Origin of the sequence: Christiangramia sp. 3-2217-3z (assembly GCF_051195275.1) — a bacterium.
In the GTDB taxonomy this organism is placed as follows: Bacteria; Bacteroidota; Bacteroidia; order Flavobacteriales; family Flavobacteriaceae; genus Christiangramia; species Christiangramia marina.
This window is the reverse complement of sequence record NZ_JBNJLI010000002.1, coordinates 107309-125529: the sequence shown is the minus strand read 5'-3', so window position 1 is coordinate 125529 and position 18221 is coordinate 107309. Positions and strand designations below refer to the sequence as shown.

15 protein-coding genes are annotated in these 18221 nt (G+C 40.4%); 13 read left to right on the top strand and 2 right to left on the bottom strand.

Annotated elements, in window-relative coordinates:
- Positions 1-135: 135 nt before the first annotated feature.
- Entirely contained in the window at positions 136-525 is a 390-nt protein-coding gene (locus tag ACSHZO_RS03890) for an SPOR domain-containing protein (protein WP_295180855.1), read from the bottom strand.
- A gap of 225 nt (positions 526-750) precedes the next feature.
- On the opposite strand from ACSHZO_RS03890, the gene ACSHZO_RS03885 reads away from it, so the two are divergent.
- The 11 genes from ACSHZO_RS03885 (at position 751) to ACSHZO_RS03835 (ending at position 16516) form a co-directional block, all read left to right on the top strand.
- Entirely contained in the window at positions 751-2115 is a 1365-nt protein-coding gene (locus tag ACSHZO_RS03885) for a c-type cytochrome (protein ID WP_298246134.1), read from the top strand.
- Positions 2116-2163: 48 nt separating this feature from the next.
- Positions 2164-5259, top strand: a complete 3096-nt coding sequence (locus tag ACSHZO_RS03880; RefSeq protein ID WP_298246135.1) for a TAT-variant-translocated molybdopterin oxidoreductase — start codon at positions 2164-2166, stop codon at positions 5257-5259.
- Positions 5260-5292: 33 nt separating this feature from the next.
- Positions 5293-7107 (top strand): NrfD/PsrC family molybdoenzyme membrane anchor subunit, encoded by a 1815-nt coding sequence (gene nrfD / locus ACSHZO_RS03875; RefSeq protein WP_298246136.1) that lies wholly within the window; start codon positions 5293-5295, stop codon positions 7105-7107.
- A 5-nt stretch (positions 7108-7112) separates the two neighbouring features.
- Positions 7113-7640, top strand: coding sequence for a DUF3341 domain-containing protein (locus ACSHZO_RS03870; protein WP_298246137.1), 528 nt, complete (start codon positions 7113-7115; stop codon positions 7638-7640).
- Positions 7641-7645: 5 nt separating this feature from the next.
- The gene (locus ACSHZO_RS03865; protein WP_298246138.1) at positions 7646-8338 is read left to right on the top strand and encodes a c-type cytochrome; all 693 of its coding nucleotides are present in this window, start codon (positions 7646-7648) and stop codon (positions 8336-8338) included.
- 18 nt (positions 8339-8356) lie between these two features.
- A complete protein-coding gene (locus ACSHZO_RS03860; protein WP_298246139.1) occupies positions 8357-9763 on the top strand; it encodes a quinol:cytochrome C oxidoreductase in 1407 nt (468 codons plus the stop codon).
- 33 nt (positions 9764-9796) lie between these two features.
- Positions 9797-10990: a cytochrome c oxidase subunit II gene (locus ACSHZO_RS03855; RefSeq protein ID WP_298246140.1), complete on the top strand. Its 1194-nt coding sequence runs from the start codon at positions 9797-9799 to the stop codon at positions 10988-10990.
- A 39-nt stretch (positions 10991-11029) separates the two neighbouring features.
- The gene (locus tag ACSHZO_RS03850; RefSeq protein ID WP_295181061.1) at positions 11030-12853 is read left to right on the top strand and encodes a cytochrome c oxidase subunit I; all 1824 of its coding nucleotides are present in this window, start codon (positions 11030-11032) and stop codon (positions 12851-12853) included.
- Positions 12854-13186: 333 nt separating this feature from the next.
- Positions 13187-14146, top strand: coding sequence for a S41 family peptidase (locus tag ACSHZO_RS03845; protein WP_298246141.1), 960 nt, complete (start codon positions 13187-13189; stop codon positions 14144-14146).
- Positions 14147-14149: 3 nt separating this feature from the next.
- The gene (ruvB, locus tag ACSHZO_RS03840; protein WP_298246231.1) at positions 14150-15172 is read left to right on the top strand and encodes a Holliday junction branch migration DNA helicase RuvB; all 1023 of its coding nucleotides are present in this window, start codon (positions 14150-14152) and stop codon (positions 15170-15172) included.
- A 9-nt stretch (positions 15173-15181) separates the two neighbouring features.
- Positions 15182-16516 (top strand): cytochrome P450, encoded by a 1335-nt coding sequence (locus ACSHZO_RS03835; protein ID WP_298246142.1) that lies wholly within the window; start codon positions 15182-15184, stop codon positions 16514-16516.
- A gap of 2 nt (positions 16517-16518) precedes the next feature.
- Here ACSHZO_RS03835 and ACSHZO_RS03830 read toward each other — a convergent pair whose 3' ends face one another.
- On the bottom strand, positions 16519-17109 hold the full coding sequence (locus ACSHZO_RS03830; RefSeq protein WP_298246143.1) for a TetR/AcrR family transcriptional regulator: 591 nt from the start codon (positions 17107-17109) through the stop codon (positions 16519-16521).
- A 72-nt stretch (positions 17110-17181) separates the two neighbouring features.
- Between ACSHZO_RS03830 and ACSHZO_RS03825 the strand changes: the two genes are divergently transcribed.
- Together ACSHZO_RS03825 and ACSHZO_RS03820 are read left to right on the top strand one after the other, a co-directional pair.
- On the top strand, positions 17182-17619 hold the full coding sequence (locus ACSHZO_RS03825) for a cupin domain-containing protein (RefSeq protein ID WP_298246144.1): 438 nt from the start codon (positions 17182-17184) through the stop codon (positions 17617-17619).
- Positions 17620-17641: 22 nt separating this feature from the next.
- Complete coding sequence (locus ACSHZO_RS03820) at positions 17642-18184, top strand: hypothetical protein (RefSeq protein WP_298246145.1); 543 nt, start codon at positions 17642-17644, stop codon at positions 18182-18184.
- Positions 18185-18221 lie beyond the last annotated feature (37 nt).

Sequence of the window (18221 nt, the reverse complement as noted above, 5' to 3'; positions counted from 1 at the left end):
TTGGTTAGAATATGAGAAATCTTCAGCTATAAATAGTTGGTCTTGTAGCGTCGTTTGTAAATATCAGTTTCCGAAGTAGCTATCAACAAAAAAACGGCTCAATGAGCCGCTTTATAATGTATAATTTTCAAATTCTTATTTCCTCTGTGGCTTCGGAATAAAAGCTGAAGGAAATTCTTCTTTCAGGGTTAAAAGCGCTCTGTCTGCTTCCAGTCTGTTTCTAAAGTTACCTACCCAAACTTTATAATTGGGGGCTTCGTAAGCGATTTTAGAGGGGTATTCATAAAGATTCCGGTACTTTTGAATTACTTCGTTTGCTTCACCATTATCTCCATAAAATAATTGAATCACGAAGCGGTCGCCAATCTTGTTATTATCATTCAATTCTTTCTTTACTTCCATGAGCTTGTCGATCTTTTTGCTTTGTTGAATTTCAACACTGGCCTGTTGAGCACTGGAACTCAGATTAAAAAGAAGGAAAAAAGCTGCGATCGCAAATGAGTACTGTATATTAGGTTTTTTCATAGCTTGTGGTCTTTTGACAAATGTAAAATATAATAACTTAAACAGCTTGTAAAATATTATTTAGAACTATTATAAATTACCCATTAACACTTATCTAACATTCCTAGAATCGTCTATAAGTATTACTTTTGTGCCTGAATTTAAAGGTACCTTTTTAGGTATTTAGCCCTAAAATACTGAGTGTAAAAACCGTACCAAAGTTTAGACGTTAATCGAACTTAAAATATGAAAAAGGTGATTTTCCGCCATTCAATTTCGCGACAACTACTCTTAAGCGTAGCTTTCTTATTTACATTTTCTCTGTTCGCGCATGCGCAGGATCAGACGGCGCAGGATACTACAGCTCAGGCTGAGTCTGGTCAGGCAGCCGAAACTGATGCTGGTGCTGGAGCAGCTGCTGCCTCTCTTGGAGATGCTGCTGCTGGTAAAGAATTATTCAATTCATTGTGTGCAGCCTGTCATAAACCTTATTCTAATTCTATTGGTCCTGCCTTAAGCGGTGCGACAGATAGACATGAAATGGAGTGGCTTTATGACTGGATCCAGAATTCTGCTGCTTTGATCGCTAGTGGTGATGCTGAAGCTAACGAAGTTTACAATGAATGGAATCAGACGGCAATGCCGGCTTTTCCTCAATTGACCGAGAGTGATATTGATAATATTCTTGCTTACGTTGAGCAGCCTAAACCTGAACCAACAGCGGCAACTACTGGTGCAGCTCAGTCAGGTGGAGGTGAAGGTTCAGGTGGTGTTTCTGTAAATATCATTTTAGGAATTCTTGCTTTTGTTTTGGTGCTTCTTCTTGTGGTGCTTTTCCTTGTGAACAAAACATTAAGAAATTTCGCTTCTGCTTCTGGAATTGCAATTCCGGAGAAGCCAAAAACTAAACCTTTATATCAATCTTTCGTAGAGAATCAATTCCTTCTTGTTGTGACGTCAATCTTCGTGTTGCTTACTGTAGGGTACTTCTCTTACGGATTTCTAATGCAGATTGGTGTTGATCAGGGTTATCAGCCAATTCAGCCAATTCACTATTCACATAGAATTCACGCAGGTGATAATCAGATCGAGTGTAAGTACTGTCACTCTTCTGCAAGAGTTTCTAAACACTCCGGGATTCCTTCCTTAAATGTTTGTATGAACTGTCACAAGGCTATTGCTGAGGTGTCTCCTGAAACGGCTACTGAAGAATACTCGAAAGAATTTTACGATAAAGAAATCGCTAAGTTATATGATGCGACCGGTTGGGATCCTGCTTCCAGAACTTATTCTGGAGAAGAGAAACCAGTTAAATGGGTTCGTATTCACAACCTGCCAGATTTTGCATACTTCAATCACTCGCAGCACGTAAGTGTAGCTGGAATTGAATGTCAGAAATGTCATGGTCCTATCGAAGAAATGGAGATCGTTTATCAAAATGCGCCTCTAACCATGGGATGGTGTATTAACTGTCACCGCGAAACGAATATCAGAATTGAGGGTAATGAGTACTATGAAAAGATTCATGAAGAATTATCCAAAAAATATGGTGTAGAAGAGCTTACGGCTGCTCAAATGGGTGGTTTAGAATGTGGTAAGTGTCACTACTAAAATCCTGAAGTTCAGGTTTAAATTAAGAAGCTAATATTTAGATATAATATGTCATCAAACAAGAAATACTGGAAAAGTGTTGAAGAGCTGGAAGATAAAAGCTCTGTTGTTGAGACGCTCCAGCAAAAGGAATTCGCTGAGGAGATCCCGATTGAGGACTTTCTTGGGGATAAAGATAATCTTGCAGACTCTAAAACTTCAAGACGTGATTTCCTTAAGTATGTTGGTTTCAGTACAGCAGCGGCATCACTGGCTGCCTGTGAAGGCCCGGTGGTAAAGTCTATTCCTTACGTAGTTCAGCCAGATAGGATAGTTCCTGGTGTTGCTAACTACTATGCGACTACTATTGCTGATGGTTTCGACTTCGCCAGTGTGTTGGTAAAGACACGTGAAGGTCGTCCTGTAAAAATTGAAAATAATGATCTTTCGAAGTTCAAGGGCGGAGTTAACGCTCGTGTTCACGCTTCGGTACTTTCATTGTATGATACTAAAAGGGTTAAACGTCCAATGATTGAAGGAAGAAACGTTTCCTGGGAAGAATTCGACCGTCAGGTTGTTTCAGAACTTGAAAACGCGAATGGTGAGATCGTATTGCTTACGCAAACATTTGCCAGTCCTTCAACTACAAAATTAATTCAGGAGTTTTCTTCGAAATTTGGTAATGTACGCCACGTGGTGTATGATACTATTTCAGAAGATCCTGCATTGAATGCATTTCAGTCTAAATACGGAAGACGCGCACTACCTCACTATGATTTCTCTAAAGTGGAAACAGTAGTTGGTGTTGGTGCAGATTTCCTTGGTGACTGGCAAGGTGGTGGTTTTGATGCTGCTTTTGCAAAAACCAGAATTCCTGAAAATGGTAAAATGTCACGTCATATTCAATTTGAATCGAATATGTCGTTGACCGGAGCAAATGCAGATAAGCGTGTTCCAGTTAAACCATCTGAGCAAAAAGCTGTAATGGCTGCTCTTAAAGGTTATATCGCTGGTGGTTCTACCAGTGCTCTTTCTGAAAAGCTTGATGATGCAGTAGTGAAAGCTGCCAGACAGCTAAGAAAAGCAGGAAGTGCTGCTGTGGTTGTGTGTGGAATTCCAGATGAGGAAGCACAGGCCTGGGCATTGGAGATCAACGAAGCTCTGGGAAGCCGGGTTATGGATACTTCGAATGCTCGTGTAACTCGCCAGGGAAATGCTAGTGAAGTAGCTCAGCTAGTTAAGGATATGAATAACGGAAGTATTGGCGCTCTTATGATTGCTGGTCTTAACCCGGTTCATACCCTTCCAAACTCGAAAGATTTTGTAGAAGGTCTCAAGAAAGTGAAGACCGTAGTTGATTTTACTACAAGAACTGACGAGACTTCTCAATTAAGTAAATATGTTGCTGCAACTCCGCACTATCTTGAAAGCTGGGGAGATATTCAGTATAGCGAAAAGGCTTTCAGTCTTATGCAGCCAACAATAAGACCCTTATTTGATACCAGACAATTTCAGGATACGTTATTGAAATGGACAGATAATGATCAGTCTTACTACGAATATATTCAGGAAACCTGGTCTGGCGGACTTGGCGATCGTAGCTGGAGCGAAGTGCTTCATGATGGTGTCTTTGAAGCTAGTTCACCGGTAGCTCTTCCGGCTTCAGCAGGAAGCAGGGCATCAGCTATTTCTTATAGCATTGATGATCTTGACGGTGAAGGATTTGAATTAAGTCTTTACACTAATACTGCGATTGGAGATGGACAGCAGGCAAACAACCCTTGGTTGCAGGAAATGCCAGATCCATTAACCAGAGCAAGTTGGGATAACTACATTACCATGTCTAAGGCAGATGCCGAGGCGATGGGAGTTATGAACGAACATGTTGCAAATGGCGGACTTAACGGTAGCTATGTGAACGTTAGCGTTGGTGATACTGTAGTTCAGAATGTTCCGGTTTATATTATGCCAGGACAGGCAAAAGGATCTGTTGGTCTTGCACTTGGATACGGTAGAAAATCCGGTGTTCAGGAAGAGATGCAAACAGGTGTGAATGCTTATCCGTTATATAACGATTTCAAATCTGTTCAGAAAGTAAAAATAGAAAAGGCTCCGGGTGTTCATGAGTTCGCCTGTGTTCAGCTTCATAATACCTTGATGGGTCGTGGAGATATCATAAAGGAAACTACCCTTGAGATCTTTAATACCAAAGATGCTCACGTATGGAACCGTGTTCCGGAAGTTTCTTTAGATCACCAGGAAACTCCAGTAACTTCTCCGGAAGTTGATATCTGGGAAAGTTTCGATAGGTCTACAGGTCCTCACTTTAATTTGAGTATCGACCTGAATGCATGTACCGGATGTGGTGCTTGTGTGATTGCCTGTCATTCTGAAAACAACGTTCCAGTAGTTGGGAAAGAGGAAGTAAGAAAGTCCAGAGATATGCACTGGTTGCGTATTGACCGTTACTTCTCTTCTGAAGACAACTTTACGGAAGATATTGAGGAAAAAGAAGATGCTTCAGGTCTTGGTTTTGGAGACTATATCTTTGGAGATCGAGAAGGAGAAGGTTCATTGTCTACTTTCGACAGACTTGAATCTACTGCAGATAATCCTCAGGTTGTTTTCCAGCCGGTAATGTGTCAGCATTGTAACCATGCTCCATGTGAAACAGTTTGTCCTGTTGCGGCAACTTCTCACGGTAGACAGGGTCAGAATCAAATGATTTATAACAGATGTGTTGGTACTAGATATTGTGCGAACAACTGTCCTTATAAAGTACGTCGTTTCAACTGGTTCAATTATGCTCAGAATGATGAGTTTGATTATCACCTGAACAACGACCTGGGTAGAATGGTTCTCAATCCTGACGTTACTGTACGTTCCAGAGGGGTAATGGAGAAATGTTCTATGTGTATTCAAAAAACTCAGAAAACCATTCTTGATGCGAAGAGAGAAGGTAGAACGATCGAAGATGGAGAATTCCAGACTGCTTGTTCTGCTGCTTGTGATAAAGGTGCGATGGTCTTTGGGGATGTGAATAACAAAGACTCGAAAGTTCTTGAAAAGAAAAATGACGACAGGATGTATCATCTTCTTGAGTATGTAGGTACGAAACCAAACGTGATGTACCAGACGAAAGTTAGAAATACAACCGAAGCTTAAAATAACGAATAACTAAGAATCAATTAGAAGGATATGTCTCATTACGAAGCACCTATACGAAAGCCTCTAGTTACCGGGAACAAAAGCTATCACGACGTGACGGTGGATGTTGCTGCTCCGGTTGAAGGACGGGCTAACAAATCCTGGTGGATAGTTTTCTCTATTGCCCTTGTTGCCTTTCTTTGGGGTGTAGGATGTATAGTTTACACAATTTCTACAGGTATTGGTACCTGGGGATTAAACAAAACCGTAGGTTGGGCCTGGGATATTACCAACTTCGTATGGTGGGTAGGTATTGGTCACGCCGGTACACTTATTTCTGCCGTATTACTGCTTTTTCGCCAGAAATGGAGAATGGCAATTAACAGGTCTGCAGAGGCAATGACCATTTTCTCTGTAATGCAGGCAGGTCTATTCCCGCTTATTCACATGGGCCGTCCATGGCTGGCATATTGGGTACTTCCAATTCCTAACCAGTTTGGATCACTATGGGTGAACTTTAACTCGCCACTTCTTTGGGATGTATTTGCGATCTCTACGTATCTTTCTGTATCACTGGTATTCTGGTGGACTGGGTTGCTACCTGATTTTGCAATGATCCGTGACCGTGCAATCACTCCTTTTACTAAGAAAGTCTACGGAATTCTATCCTTTGGATGGAGTGGGCGTGCTAAGGACTGGCAACGTTTTGAAGAAGTATCGCTGGTACTTGCTGGATTGGCAACGCCACTTGTACTTTCTGTACATACAATCGTATCTTTTGACTTTGCAACTTCGGTAATACCGGGATGGCATACGACCATTTTCCCTCCTTACTTCGTTGCGGGTGCGATCTTCTCTGGATTTGCGATGGTGAACACCTTGCTTATCATCATGAGAAAGGTTTCTAATCTTGAAGACTATATCACCATTCAGCATATCGAATTAATGAACATCGTGATCATGATCACAGGTTCTATTGTAGGTACTGCATATATTACCGAGTTAGTGATCGCATGGTACTCTGGTGTGGAGTACGAACAGTATGCATTCCTTAACAGGGCTACCGGACCTTACTGGTGGGCGTACTGGAGTATGATGACCTGTAACGTATTCTCTCCGCAGTTCATGTGGTTTAAGAAATTGCGTACCAGTATCATGTTCTCTTTCTTCATCTCGATCGTTGTAAACATTGGGATGTGGTTCGAACGTTTTGTAATTATTGTGACTTCGCTTCACCGTGATTACCTTCCATCTTCATGGACGATGTTCTCGCCTACTTTTGTAGATATCGGAATCTTTATAGGAACTATTGGATTCTTCTTTGTATTGTTCCTTTTATATGCCCGTTCGTTCCCAGTGATCGCTCAGGCAGAGGTGAAGACAATTCTGAAGGCTTCCGGAGAGAAGTATAAAAAACTAAGAGCTCAGCATGGTGATGATGTATTGCATTATGATCCTCAGGCGGTAGGAAGAAATCCTATGCAAAATGAGGAAGATGGAATACATCATAAGATCGAAGATACAGAACATCAAAAAACGGTAGAAGCAGATCATCCTCATGAGGATACTGTGAATGCTGATGGTATGGTAATTTCAGAAGTGATGAAAGACCGTATTGATGAGATGTTGGGAAGAATTGGTACTTATGATCCTGCAACACAGTCTGCAGATGACCTAACCAGACTTAAGAATGTTGGGCCTTTACTACAACAGCATTTCCACCAGGTTGGTATCTACCTTTTCGACCAGGTTAGTAAATTGACAGAACAGGATTTTGTCCTTCTTGACGAAGTGATCGAGAACTTCCCTATCCAGGCGAATAGAGCTGGATGGACAGAGCAGGCAAACAAACTAAAAAATAAATAATCAGGATGGCAACTAAAGTTTTACACGCTATTTACCAAGATGACGACCTGCTTTTACAGGCTGTAAAGCAGATTCGTGAAGCACGCTATCATATTGGAGAGATCTATTGTCCATTTCCGGTTCACGGACTTGATAAAGCAATGGGACTTGCTCCAACAAGACTTGCCATCACCGCATTCCTTTACGGATTGGTTGGTTTGTCAGTAGCAGTTGCTATGATGAATTTTATCATGATAGAGGACTGGCCACAGGATATTGGAGGAAAACCAAGTTTTAGCTTTCTTCAGAATATGCCGGCTTTTGTACCTATCATGTTCGAACTTACAGTATTTTTTGCAGCTCACCTTATGGTAATCACATTCTACATGAGAAGTAGATTATGGCCATTCAAAAAAGCTGAAAACCCTGATGTAAGAACTACAGATGACCTGTTTCTTATGGAAGTGGATGCTGCGAACCATAACATAGATGATCTTACGAAGTTTCTTTACGATACTGGAGCATCTGAAATTAGATTAATAGATAATAAATAGTGATAATGAGAAGTTTGTTCCATAAAACTATAGGATTATGTCTGCTTGGTGTTGCAGTTGTTTCCTGCAATGACAAGGAGGATCCAAACTATCAGTACATGCCAGATATGTATGAGTCTGTAGGTTACGAAACTTACGGTGAGTACAAGGTATTTGAGAATGCTCAGGAGGCAAAGCTACCGGTAGAAGGATCTATTCCAAGAGGATGGATGCCGTACGATTACGAAAATTCTGCAGCAGGACTTGCAAATGCTAAGGCAAATCTTAACAATCCAATTCCATATACTCAGGATAACCTTGCAGAAGGTAAAGGTTTGTACACTATTTATTGTGCAGTTTGCCACGGTGATAAGGGAGATGGTAAAGGAATTCTTGTAGAAAGAGAAAAGATCCTTGGTGTACCATCCTACGATGATGCAGGTAGAGCAATTACTGAAGGTAGTGTTTATCACGTAATGTACTACGGAATTAATAACATGGGATCTTATGCTTCGCAGACTTCTATCGAAGAGCGCTGGCAGATTGATCACTATGTGATGAGCTTAAAAGATAAGTTGGAAGGTAAACCTGAAAGAGAATTTGAAGAAGAGCAAACAAGCCTTCTTCCTTCCAGAGCCGATGCTAATATCTATGAGGATGCTGGCGACACGGCTGCTGAAGGTACTACCGAAAACAACCAAACCGAAACTCAAGAATAAAGATTTAGATCTATCAATATGTATACGCTATCCAGTAAAATAAAATTAGCAGCAATCATTTGTATGATTGTGGGAGCAATAGGTCTCGTTTACGGGTTTATCGCGGCTCCAGAAACTATCGAGGATGTGGAGGCAATGATGGCTTCTGAACATCACGGGGAAGAGCATGCGACAGATGAAACTCACGAAGTTAATGTAGAGCAGATCCCTGGTGGAAACACTGAAGTTGAGAATATAGAACACACTGAAGATAATACAGATCATGCCGCTGAAGCAGATCACGCTGAAGCCGGTCACGGTGAAGAAGCATCTCATGAGGCTGAGCATATGGAGCATATTCTGCACCAGCTACAGAATAAGCCATGGGCTGCGCTTTATGTGGCAGCATTCTTTTTCTTTATGATCTCCTTGGGAGTTCTGGCCTTTTACGCTGTACAGTACGCTGCACAGGCAGGTTGGTCACCGGTATTATTCAGAGTAATGGAAGCTATCACAGCTTACTTACTACCTGGTGGACTTATCGTTTTTGTAATACTTGTGCTTTCAGGTTTACATTTAAACCATCTATTCGTATGGATGGATCCTGAAGTAGTAGCACATGATGAAATTATACAGAATAAAACAGCATACTTAAACGTACCGTTTTTCTTAATCAGAGCTGCTATCTATCTTGGTGGATGGGCAATCTTCAGACATTTACTTGTAAAGAACTCTAGAAAGATGGACGATGCAACAGATTTATCAATCTTTAAAAAGACTTTTAAACTATCTGCTGGATTCCTTGTATTCTTTATCGTGACCGAATCTATGATGTCATGGGACTGGATCATGAGTTTGGATCCGCATTGGTTTAGTACATTGTTCGGATGGTTCGTATTTGCAAGTATGTTCGTTTCCGGGATCACTACGATCGCTATCATATCTATTTATCTTAAATCGAGAGGATACCTTGAATTTGTAAATAACAGTCATATACATGACCTGGCTAAGTTCATGTTCGGGATCAGTATTTTCTGGACTTACCTGTGGTTCTCTCAGTTTATGTTGATATGGTATTCAAATATTCCTGAGGAGGTGGTTTACTTTATCCAGAGGACGAACGATTATCCTATACTTTTCTGGGGTATGATCGTAACCAATTTCCTTTTCCCGGTATTATTGTTGATGAACAGCGACTACAAACGAGTGAACTGGTTTGTCGTAATGACCGGTATCATTATTCTTTGTGGTCACTACATTAACGTTTATGTAATGGTTATGCCTGCGACTGTTGGAGAATCCTGGTTTATTGGTATTCCTGAAATTAGTGCAATGCTATTGTTTGGAGGTTTATTCTCTTTCATAGTATTCAATGCGCTTACAAAGGCACCACTACTGGTAAAAGGTAATCCATACTTGAAAGAAAGTAAACATTACCACTATTAATAAAGATTGATTGTTTAAAGAAGAACTTATAAAATGACCGTATTTTTAGTAATCATAGTACTCGCACTTCTGGCCGTAACAGGTTGGCAGATCTCTAAGATCTTTCAGTTATCTAAGGGATCAGATGAGGATACTTCACAGGTTGCAAACGATAAGGATAACCGTACTCACGGAATCCTGATGCTAGCATTTGTAATTTTCCTTTATGTTATTACCATATTCTGTTTCTGGGAATACAGTAAATTCTACCTTCCGGAAGCAGCTTCTGAACATGGTTCAGATTATGACACGCTAATGTTCGTGTCTATCGGACTTATCATGTTCGTACAGATCATTACTCAGGGTCTGTTACACTACTTTGCTTTTAAATACAAAGGTAAGAAAACTCAAAAGGCATTATTCTACGCAGATAATGATAAACTGGAATTTATCTGGACGATCATTCCTGTAATCACTCTTGCCGGTCTTATCATCTACGGATTATTTACCTGGAGTGATATCATGAATATCAATGAGGACGAAGATCCTTTAGTGATTGAAGTTTACGCTTATCAGTTTGACTGGAGAGCAAGATATTCCGGTGAGGACAATACTTTAGGAAAAGCCAATGTTCGTTTTATAGAAGGTGTGAACCAGTTAGGGGTGGATGAATCTGATTCTTATGGAAAAGATGATGTTATCACTACTGAATTACATTTACCGGTAGACAGACCAGTACTTTTCAAATTCAGGTCTCAGGATGTATTGCATTCAGCTTATTTCCCATTCTTCCGTGCACAAATGAACGTAGTGCCTGGTATGATCACACAGTTTGGCTTTACTCCAACGATCACTTCCGAAGAAATGAGAGAAAGCGAATATATGCGCGATAAGGTGAAGAGCGTTAATGAGGTAAGAAATGAGCGTAACGAAGTATTAAGAGCACAGGGTGAAGCTACGCTTGATGAGTATGAGTTTGAGTATTTCTTATTATGTAACAAGATTTGTGGGCAGGCTCACTACAACATGCAAATGAAGATCATAGTGGAATCTGAAGAAGATTTTAATGCATGGATGGCAGAGCAGCCTACTTTTGGAAGTACTATGGAAGAAAGCAGTCAGAATGTAGATAGACCAGAGGATACGGCTGGAGACGGCACGCCAGAGGCAATGCAAGAAGATTCTGAAGGGCAGATGGAGACTGAAAATGCACCGGAAGGTGAGAATGCAGTAGCTTCAGTAGAATAGATAACGAACGTACAATTTTAAGATAAAGAAATTAGAGATATGTCAGCACTTGCAACAGCACCGGCACACGATCACCACGATGATCACGGACATCATCATAAGGAAACTTTTATAACAAAGTATATTTTCAGTACCGATCATAAGATGATTGCGAAGCAATATCTTATTACAGGTCTTCTAATGGGAATTGTAGGGATCGGGATGTCCATACTTTTCCGTATTCAGCTTGCATGGCCAGAGGAATCTTTCTGGGTATTTGAAGCACTGTTAGGAGAACGTTGGGCACCGGAAGGAGTAATGTCACCAAGTATTTACCTGGCACTTGTTACTATTCACGGTACCATCATGGTATTCTTTGTATTAACTGCCGGACTTTCTGGTACGTTCTCGAACTTATTAATTCCGTTGCAAATTGGTGCGCGGGATATGGCCTCTGGATTCCTGAATATGGTTTCTTACTGGTTATTCTTCCTTTCTTCAGTGATCATGCTTTGTTCATTGTTCGTGGAGTCAGGACCAGCAATGGCAGGTTGGACGATTTATCCGCCACTATCTGCATTGCCACAGGCAATTAGCGGTTCTGGAACAGGGATGACATTATGGTTGGTCTCTATGGCGATCTTCATTGCATCTTCATTACTAGGATCTTTGAACTATATCGTTACGGTATTGAATCTTAGAACTGCAGGGATGTCTATGACCAGACTTCCACTTACTATATGGGCGTTCTTTGTAACAGCTATTATTGGAGTTGTATCTTTCCCGGTATTACTTTCAGCCGCATTATTATTGATCATGGATAGAAGTTTTGGGACATCCTTCTTCTTAAGTGATATCTTTATTAAAGGAGAGGTATTAAGTCATCAGGGAGGTTCCCCGGTACTTTTTGAACACCTATTCTGGTTCCTTGGTCACCCTGAAGTTTATATCGTATTACTTCCAGCACTAGGGATCACTTCAGAAATTATCGCTACAAACTCACGTAAGCCAATCTTTGGATATCGTGCGATGGTAGCATCTATTTTGGCTATCGCATTCTTATCTACGATCGTTTGGGGTCACCATATGTTCGTGTCTGGTATGAACCCGTTCCTTGGATCGGTATTTACCTTTACCACATTACTTATTGCAATTCCTTCAGCAGTAAAAGCTTTTAACTATATCACGACACTCTGGAAAGGTAATTTACAGATGAACCCGGGAATGTTATTCTCGATAGGTCTTGTTTCTACTTTCATTACGGGTGGTCTAACAGGAATTATCCTTGGGGATTCTACACTGGATATTAACGTGCACGATACTTACTTCGTGGTTGCTCACTTCCACCTGGTAATGGGTATCTCTGCTCTATACGGATTATTCGCCGGTGTTTACCACTGGTTCCCTAAGATGTTTGGTAGAATGATGAATAAGAATCTTGGTTATATCCATTTCTGGGTAACAGCTGTAGGTGCTTACGGAGTCTTTTTCCCAATGCACTTCATCGGGATCGCGGGACTTCCAAGACGTTATTATACCAATACAAGTTTCCCATATTTTGATGACTATGCAGATGTGAACGTTATTATTACGGTAGCTGCCATTATCACTGCATTAGTTCAGTTGGTATTCATTTATAACTTCTTCTCTTCTATGTTCTACGGAAAGAAAGCAGTTATGAACCCTTGGAGATCGAACACTTTAGAATGGACTACTCCTGTAAAACATGTACATGGAAACTGGCCTGGTGCAATCCCATCGGTATACAGATGGCCATATGATTATTCCAAAACCGGAGAAGATGGTGAATATGTAATTGCCGGTCAGGATTTCGTGCCGCAAACGACGCCACTTCAGGAAGGTGAGGAAGAATTAAATCACTAGAAGAACATAAGGTATATACAGAAAGCCTTTTCCATTACGGAAAAGGCTTTTTTTATTCTATATGTTTTATTGACTTCTCAAATTGTAATATCTTTTTACAAATCAACTGATATGAAATATTTATGCTCTTGCTTGCTTTTGATAATTTGCTTCAGCCTTTCTTCGCAAAATGATTGTGACTGCAGCCGGAATGTTGAAATTCTGAATAAAACCGTCCAAAATTTACCTGTCACCAGGAATACATCAGATCTATCAGCATATAATATTGCGTTAAGTGCTGCTGATAATCATTCGTATACCGGAAATTATCCTGAATATGACTGTTTTCAACAGATGAGTAACCTACTTGTCACTCTAAATGATCGGCATAATATGATGTATTCTGAAGTTGGTTATGATGTAAAACAATCAGATACATTCTATCATGAATTTCCGAAGTTTGATGGCGATCTGGATAGCTTAAAAGTAAAGCTTGACGAGATGCCCTTGAATGAGGTACAGGGGATCTATTCCCGTGATGGTTTCAGCATAGGAGTATATGCTTCCGAAGAGAATTTAATAGTAGTGAATCTTAGCGGCGGAAAGAAGGTGTGGCAGCAAGGGGAAATCATAGGTAGATTCCTGAAATATGGGAATGGTCGCTATCTTGCAGCCATAGGTCAGTTTCATGACAAAAAGCTCGTGAATTTTCCACTCGAGATCAAGAATGGTTATATTTCAAAACTTCAGCTTTCAAAGTCCAACGCCAGTCAAAATCGCTCCAGGGTAGAGGATTCAGAAACTTATCAATATTTAAAATCAGGTGATATTACTTATTTGAGAATTGGAAGTTTTTCGGGTTACAATCCCGTTCTTAAAAATGCAGAAACTTTCTATAAAAGTCTGGAAGAGAAACCTGTTACTAAAGACCTCATCCTCGATCTTCGGGACAATGGTGGCGGTGGTGATAGAAATTCTGACATTCTCTATAAATATCTACGGAAAAACTATAAGAATTCTAATTTCTATGTTTTAGTAAATGGTACTACAGTAAGCAATGCAGAGCAGTTTGCACTAAGACTGAAGAAGTTTAAAAATGTAACCTTGCTCGGAAGTAAAACCAGCGGAACCATCGCATATGAACTTGGTAAAACTTATGATTTTCCCTGCTATAACTTCAAAGGATTCTTTACTTTTAAAGGCGATAAAAAATATCTGGAATATGAGTCTGTAGGAGTGCAGCCGGATATAAACCTGGATAATTCTGAAGATTGGATCCAGCAGACTAAAAAATATATTGCGAAAAGCAACTAAATGATGAACGAGAACCTGGATGCCAGTGGAGAAAATCTTTCTCCTGAAGAATTTGATATAGAAAGAGCTTTAAGGCCACTAAGTTTCGATGACTTTGCTGGACAGGAACAAGTGCTGGAGAACCTGCAGATCTTTGTTCAGGCAGCTAATATGCGTGGGGATGCTCTGGATCATACCTTGTTTCATGGACCTCCTGGGTTGGGAAAAACCACTTTGGCGCATATACTTGCCAGTGAGCTCAATGTTGGAATAAAGATCACCTCGGGTCCCGTTCTTGATAAACCCGGAGACCTCGCCGGTTTGCTTACAAATCTCGACGAGCGTGATATCCTATTTATAGATGAGATTCATCGATTAAGTCCCATAGTAGAAGAATATCTGTATTCAGCCATGGAGGATTACCGTATCGATATTATGCTCGAAACAGGTCCTAACGCAAGAACGGTACAGATCAATTTAAATCCTTTCACTTTAATAGGAGCGACAACGCGTTCAGGATTGCTTACGGCACCCATGCGGGCTCGTTTTGGAATTTCCAGTAGACTACAGTATTATTCTACTGAACTGCTTTCAGGTATCGTGGAAAGAAGTTCTGAGATCCTTAAAGTTCCAATATCACAGGAAGCTGCTATCGAGATCGCTGGAAGAAGTCGTGGAACTCCGCGTATAGCAAATGCCTTACTAAGAAGGGTTCGGGATTTTGCACAGATAAAAGGTAATGGAAAGATCGATATTGAGATCGCCAGGTATAGCTTAAAAGCACTAAATGTGGATGCGCATGGACTGGATGAAATGGATAACAAGATCCTGGAAACCATTATCGACAAGTTTAAAGGTGGTCCTGTAGGTATTACCACCCTGGCGACAGCTGTAAGTGAAAGTGCTGAAACTATAGAAGAGGTTTATGAACCATTTTTGATTCAGCAGGGATTTATTTACCGGACACCTCGAGGTAGAGAAGTGACCGAGCATGCTTACCGACACCTTGGAAGAACCAAGGTTCCCGGGCAAAATGGATTGTTTTAATATAGTATCATGAAGGAGAAAGAGAAAAGTATTCCCGAAGTTTCACTGGCTAAATTTTTAAAGCATTCAGCCAATATTTTAAAAAATCCGTTGCCGTTTCATAAAAAGAACTTTGAAGAAAAAGGAGATACTTTTCGACTAAAGATCGGTTTTAGTAAATCGGTTATTTTTAGCAGGGATGCAGCTCTTGTAGAATATGTACTTCAGAAGAATCAGAAAAACTTTGTAAAATCTGAGATTCAAACTAAAGATCTGGTAAAATACGTGGGTAAAGGTCTGCTCACTTCAGAGGGAGAGCACTGGAAGAAACAACGGAAGTTGGTCCAGCCGGCATTTCATAAAAAGCAACTTGCCAACTTGCTGGATTCTATCAAGGAGGCAATCTGTGCCGAATATGAAAAAATCGAGACCGGGAAAGGGATCGATATTTTTCCAATTATGAACGATCTAGCTTTCCAGACGGTTGTAAAATCACTTTTTAGTAGTGCTGCAAATCAAACTGAGATCAACCGACTCCAATACATAACTGAAGCCACGCAACAAATGCTGGTAAAAGAATTGAGGCAACCTTATCTTGGTTGGTGGTTTAGTCTTAGTGGAAAAATTGATAGTTATCTTCAACTAACAGAGGAGGCAAGGAGCATTTTACGAACCATAGTTCACGAACGACAGGCTTCAGGAAACCGTTATGACGATCTCCTGGATATGCTGCTGGATGCGAAATATGATGACGGGAACTTCATGGATGAAGAACAACTTATTGATGAGATCCTGATTCTGTTTACTGCGGGACATGAAACCACCTCGAATTCGTTAACTTTTACAGCTCAGTTACTCGCATTTAATCCGGAATGGCAGGAAAAGGTATATAGAGAGGTCTCAGTTTTGAAGAAAGAAAGCAATGATCTTATGCATCTGGTGACTAAAGCGCCATTCACTCAAATGGTTCTAGAGGAGTCACTGCGTATGTATCCTCCAGCTTATTTTATAGACCGAGTGAATCTTGAGGAATTTGAATTTGAAGGCAAATATTTTGAACCAGGTTCCAATTTGTTGTTCTCACTGCACGAAGTTCATAGACACCCAGATCTATGGCAAGAGCCAGACACTTTTAGGCCAGATAGGTTCGCTGATGGCGGAAGACAATATTCTTCACAGTATTTCCCATTTGGTGCGGGTCCAAGAAAATGTATTGGAAATAACTTCGCAATGTTCGAGATGATCATTGCGGTTGCGGAATTGATGAACGATTACAAACTGCAGCCGGTGAATAACGAGATCGAAATCAAACCCTTGATAACTCTGAAGCCTGAAAATGCTATTCTAAAGTTTACAAGGAGATAGATTTACTTCAATATGGATTCCAGTAATTTTTCCAATCCCCAGTTCAATAGTTTTTTAGAATCTTCATTATTTAAACCGCACATGTCTTTGGTCACTACAAAGGCTTCAACACCCATTAGCACTGTTGCGATATTGGCTAAATTTTCCTTGTCCTCAGCACTCATTTGCTGAGCCTTGTTCTCGAGCAACATCATCAAGGATTTTTTACGCCGAGCCCCACGCATTTTATCGCTTTGATCATTATTGAGGACTACGCTCATGTATTTCCTAAACCCGGATTCGTTATCAATGGTTAACTGGTTGTAGTAATCCTGCATGGACAAAATAGCTTCTTCCAAATCTTTCCCAGCAACTTCATCATACAGATCTTCCGAACTTTTAGTATTCAGATCCAGTACTGCTTCTGCAGCTAGTACATCAATACTGGAGTAGTAACGATAGATCGTTGCTCTGGATATATCTGCTTCTTTCGCTACATCCTCGAGGCTTATATCTTTATTCTTTTCCAGCAACTTTTGTGTGCTTCTAAGGATTTTGTCCCGGGTTTTCAGTTTCTGGGTCTTCCTGCCTTTCTGAATGTATTGTTTATTCATGAGACAAATATCTTATAAAATTTTGATTAAACAAAATTCCGTTTTATATTTACGAGACTAAAATCTCATAAGATGCGTAACGAATTAGAATCATGGGTGTTAGGTCACAAAGTTTCAGTACAGAATCTTTCGGGTGACTATGATCTTAGTATTGGCGAATCCCTTAGTCAGGTACCTGGTCCACCACCACATTATCATGAAAATTTACATGAGTCTTTTTACATCGTAGCGGGTGAGATGGATTTCATCATCAATGGCGAACAGAGAAATGTGAAAGCGGGGGAATCAATAGATATTCCACCAAAAACGCTGCACACATTCGTAAACTCCAAGAGCGAAAACTGTAAATGGGTAAATATTCACAGTCCCAAATGTTTCGGAGAATTCTTTCATAAATACGGGATACCCGCCATTGAGGAAAATGCTATGGAAAAGTCGGTTTCGCCAGAAATTATTCAGCAGGTCTTAGAAACTGCAGGCGATTATGATATGATCATCAAAATGGAATAGGAACCAACAAAAATATATACAAATGAAAAAGAATTTATTTACGAAACCATTTCTGGTTTTGCCAGTTCTATTCTTAGCACTAATTAGTTCCTGTAGTTCAGATCCATTTGAAGATGAGAACTTACAGTCCTATGATTTCAAGGTTGAGAAGGCTGAGACTCTGGATGATCAGCTAGTCATGCTTACTAAAGCAATGCGAAGATTTCATAATTTTGACGTAGCTGTGGATCAGGGTTATAAGCAGGTGAGTCCGCTTGTACCTGGTATGGGCTATCATTATGCCAAAGAAGAATATGTGGATTTGAAATTCGATCTTCTCAAACCTGAAATCCTGGTATATCATCCAGATGAAAACGGGGAAATGCAATTTGTAGCTGCAGAATATTTGATCCCGGTTCCTAACTGCGATCAAACTGAAGATTATACAATACCCGAAGGACCTTTCATAGGGGAAGATGATCACTGGCATCTCAATTGTACCGCTGGAGGATGGACGCTCCACGCCTGGGTGGGACTGGAAAATCCCGATGGGGTTTTTGCGCCATTTAATCCCACACTCCAATGATCTCAGCTAATTAATTTTTACATTAGCTGCTCTAAAG

Coding starts and splice junctions, on each gene's coding strand:
- ACSHZO_RS03820 (WP_298246145.1), top strand. CDS start 17,642: ATGAAAAAGAATTTATTTACGAAACCATTTCTGGTTTTGCCAGTTCTA.
- ACSHZO_RS03870 (WP_298246137.1), top strand. CDS start 7,113: ATGGCAACTAAAGTTTTACACGCTATTTACCAAGATGACGACCTGCTT.
- ACSHZO_RS03825 (WP_298246144.1), top strand. CDS start 17,182: ATGCGTAACGAATTAGAATCATGGGTGTTAGGTCACAAAGTTTCAGTA.
- ACSHZO_RS03860 (WP_298246139.1), top strand. CDS start 8,357: ATGTATACGCTATCCAGTAAAATAAAATTAGCAGCAATCATTTGTATG.
- ACSHZO_RS03865 (WP_298246138.1), top strand. CDS start 7,646: ATGAGAAGTTTGTTCCATAAAACTATAGGATTATGTCTGCTTGGTGTT.
- ACSHZO_RS03850 (WP_295181061.1), top strand. CDS start 11,030: ATGTCAGCACTTGCAACAGCACCGGCACACGATCACCACGATGATCAC.
- ACSHZO_RS03890 (WP_295180855.1), bottom strand. CDS start 525: ATGAAAAAACCTAATATACAGTACTCATTTGCGATCGCAGCTTTTTTC.
- ACSHZO_RS03855 (WP_298246140.1), top strand. CDS start 9,797: ATGACCGTATTTTTAGTAATCATAGTACTCGCACTTCTGGCCGTAACA.
- ACSHZO_RS03835 (WP_298246142.1), top strand. CDS start 15,182: ATGAAGGAGAAAGAGAAAAGTATTCCCGAAGTTTCACTGGCTAAATTT.
- nrfD (WP_298246136.1), top strand. CDS start 5,293: ATGTCTCATTACGAAGCACCTATACGAAAGCCTCTAGTTACCGGGAAC.
- ACSHZO_RS03830 (WP_298246143.1), bottom strand. CDS start 17,109: ATGAATAAACAATACATTCAGAAAGGCAGGAAGACCCAGAAACTGAAA.
- ACSHZO_RS03845 (WP_298246141.1), top strand. CDS start 13,187: ATGAGTAACCTACTTGTCACTCTAAATGATCGGCATAATATGATGTAT.
- ACSHZO_RS03885 (WP_298246134.1), top strand. CDS start 751: ATGAAAAAGGTGATTTTCCGCCATTCAATTTCGCGACAACTACTCTTA.
- ACSHZO_RS03880 (WP_298246135.1), top strand. CDS start 2,164: ATGTCATCAAACAAGAAATACTGGAAAAGTGTTGAAGAGCTGGAAGAT.
- ruvB (WP_298246231.1), top strand. CDS start 14,150: ATGAACGAGAACCTGGATGCCAGTGGAGAAAATCTTTCTCCTGAAGAA.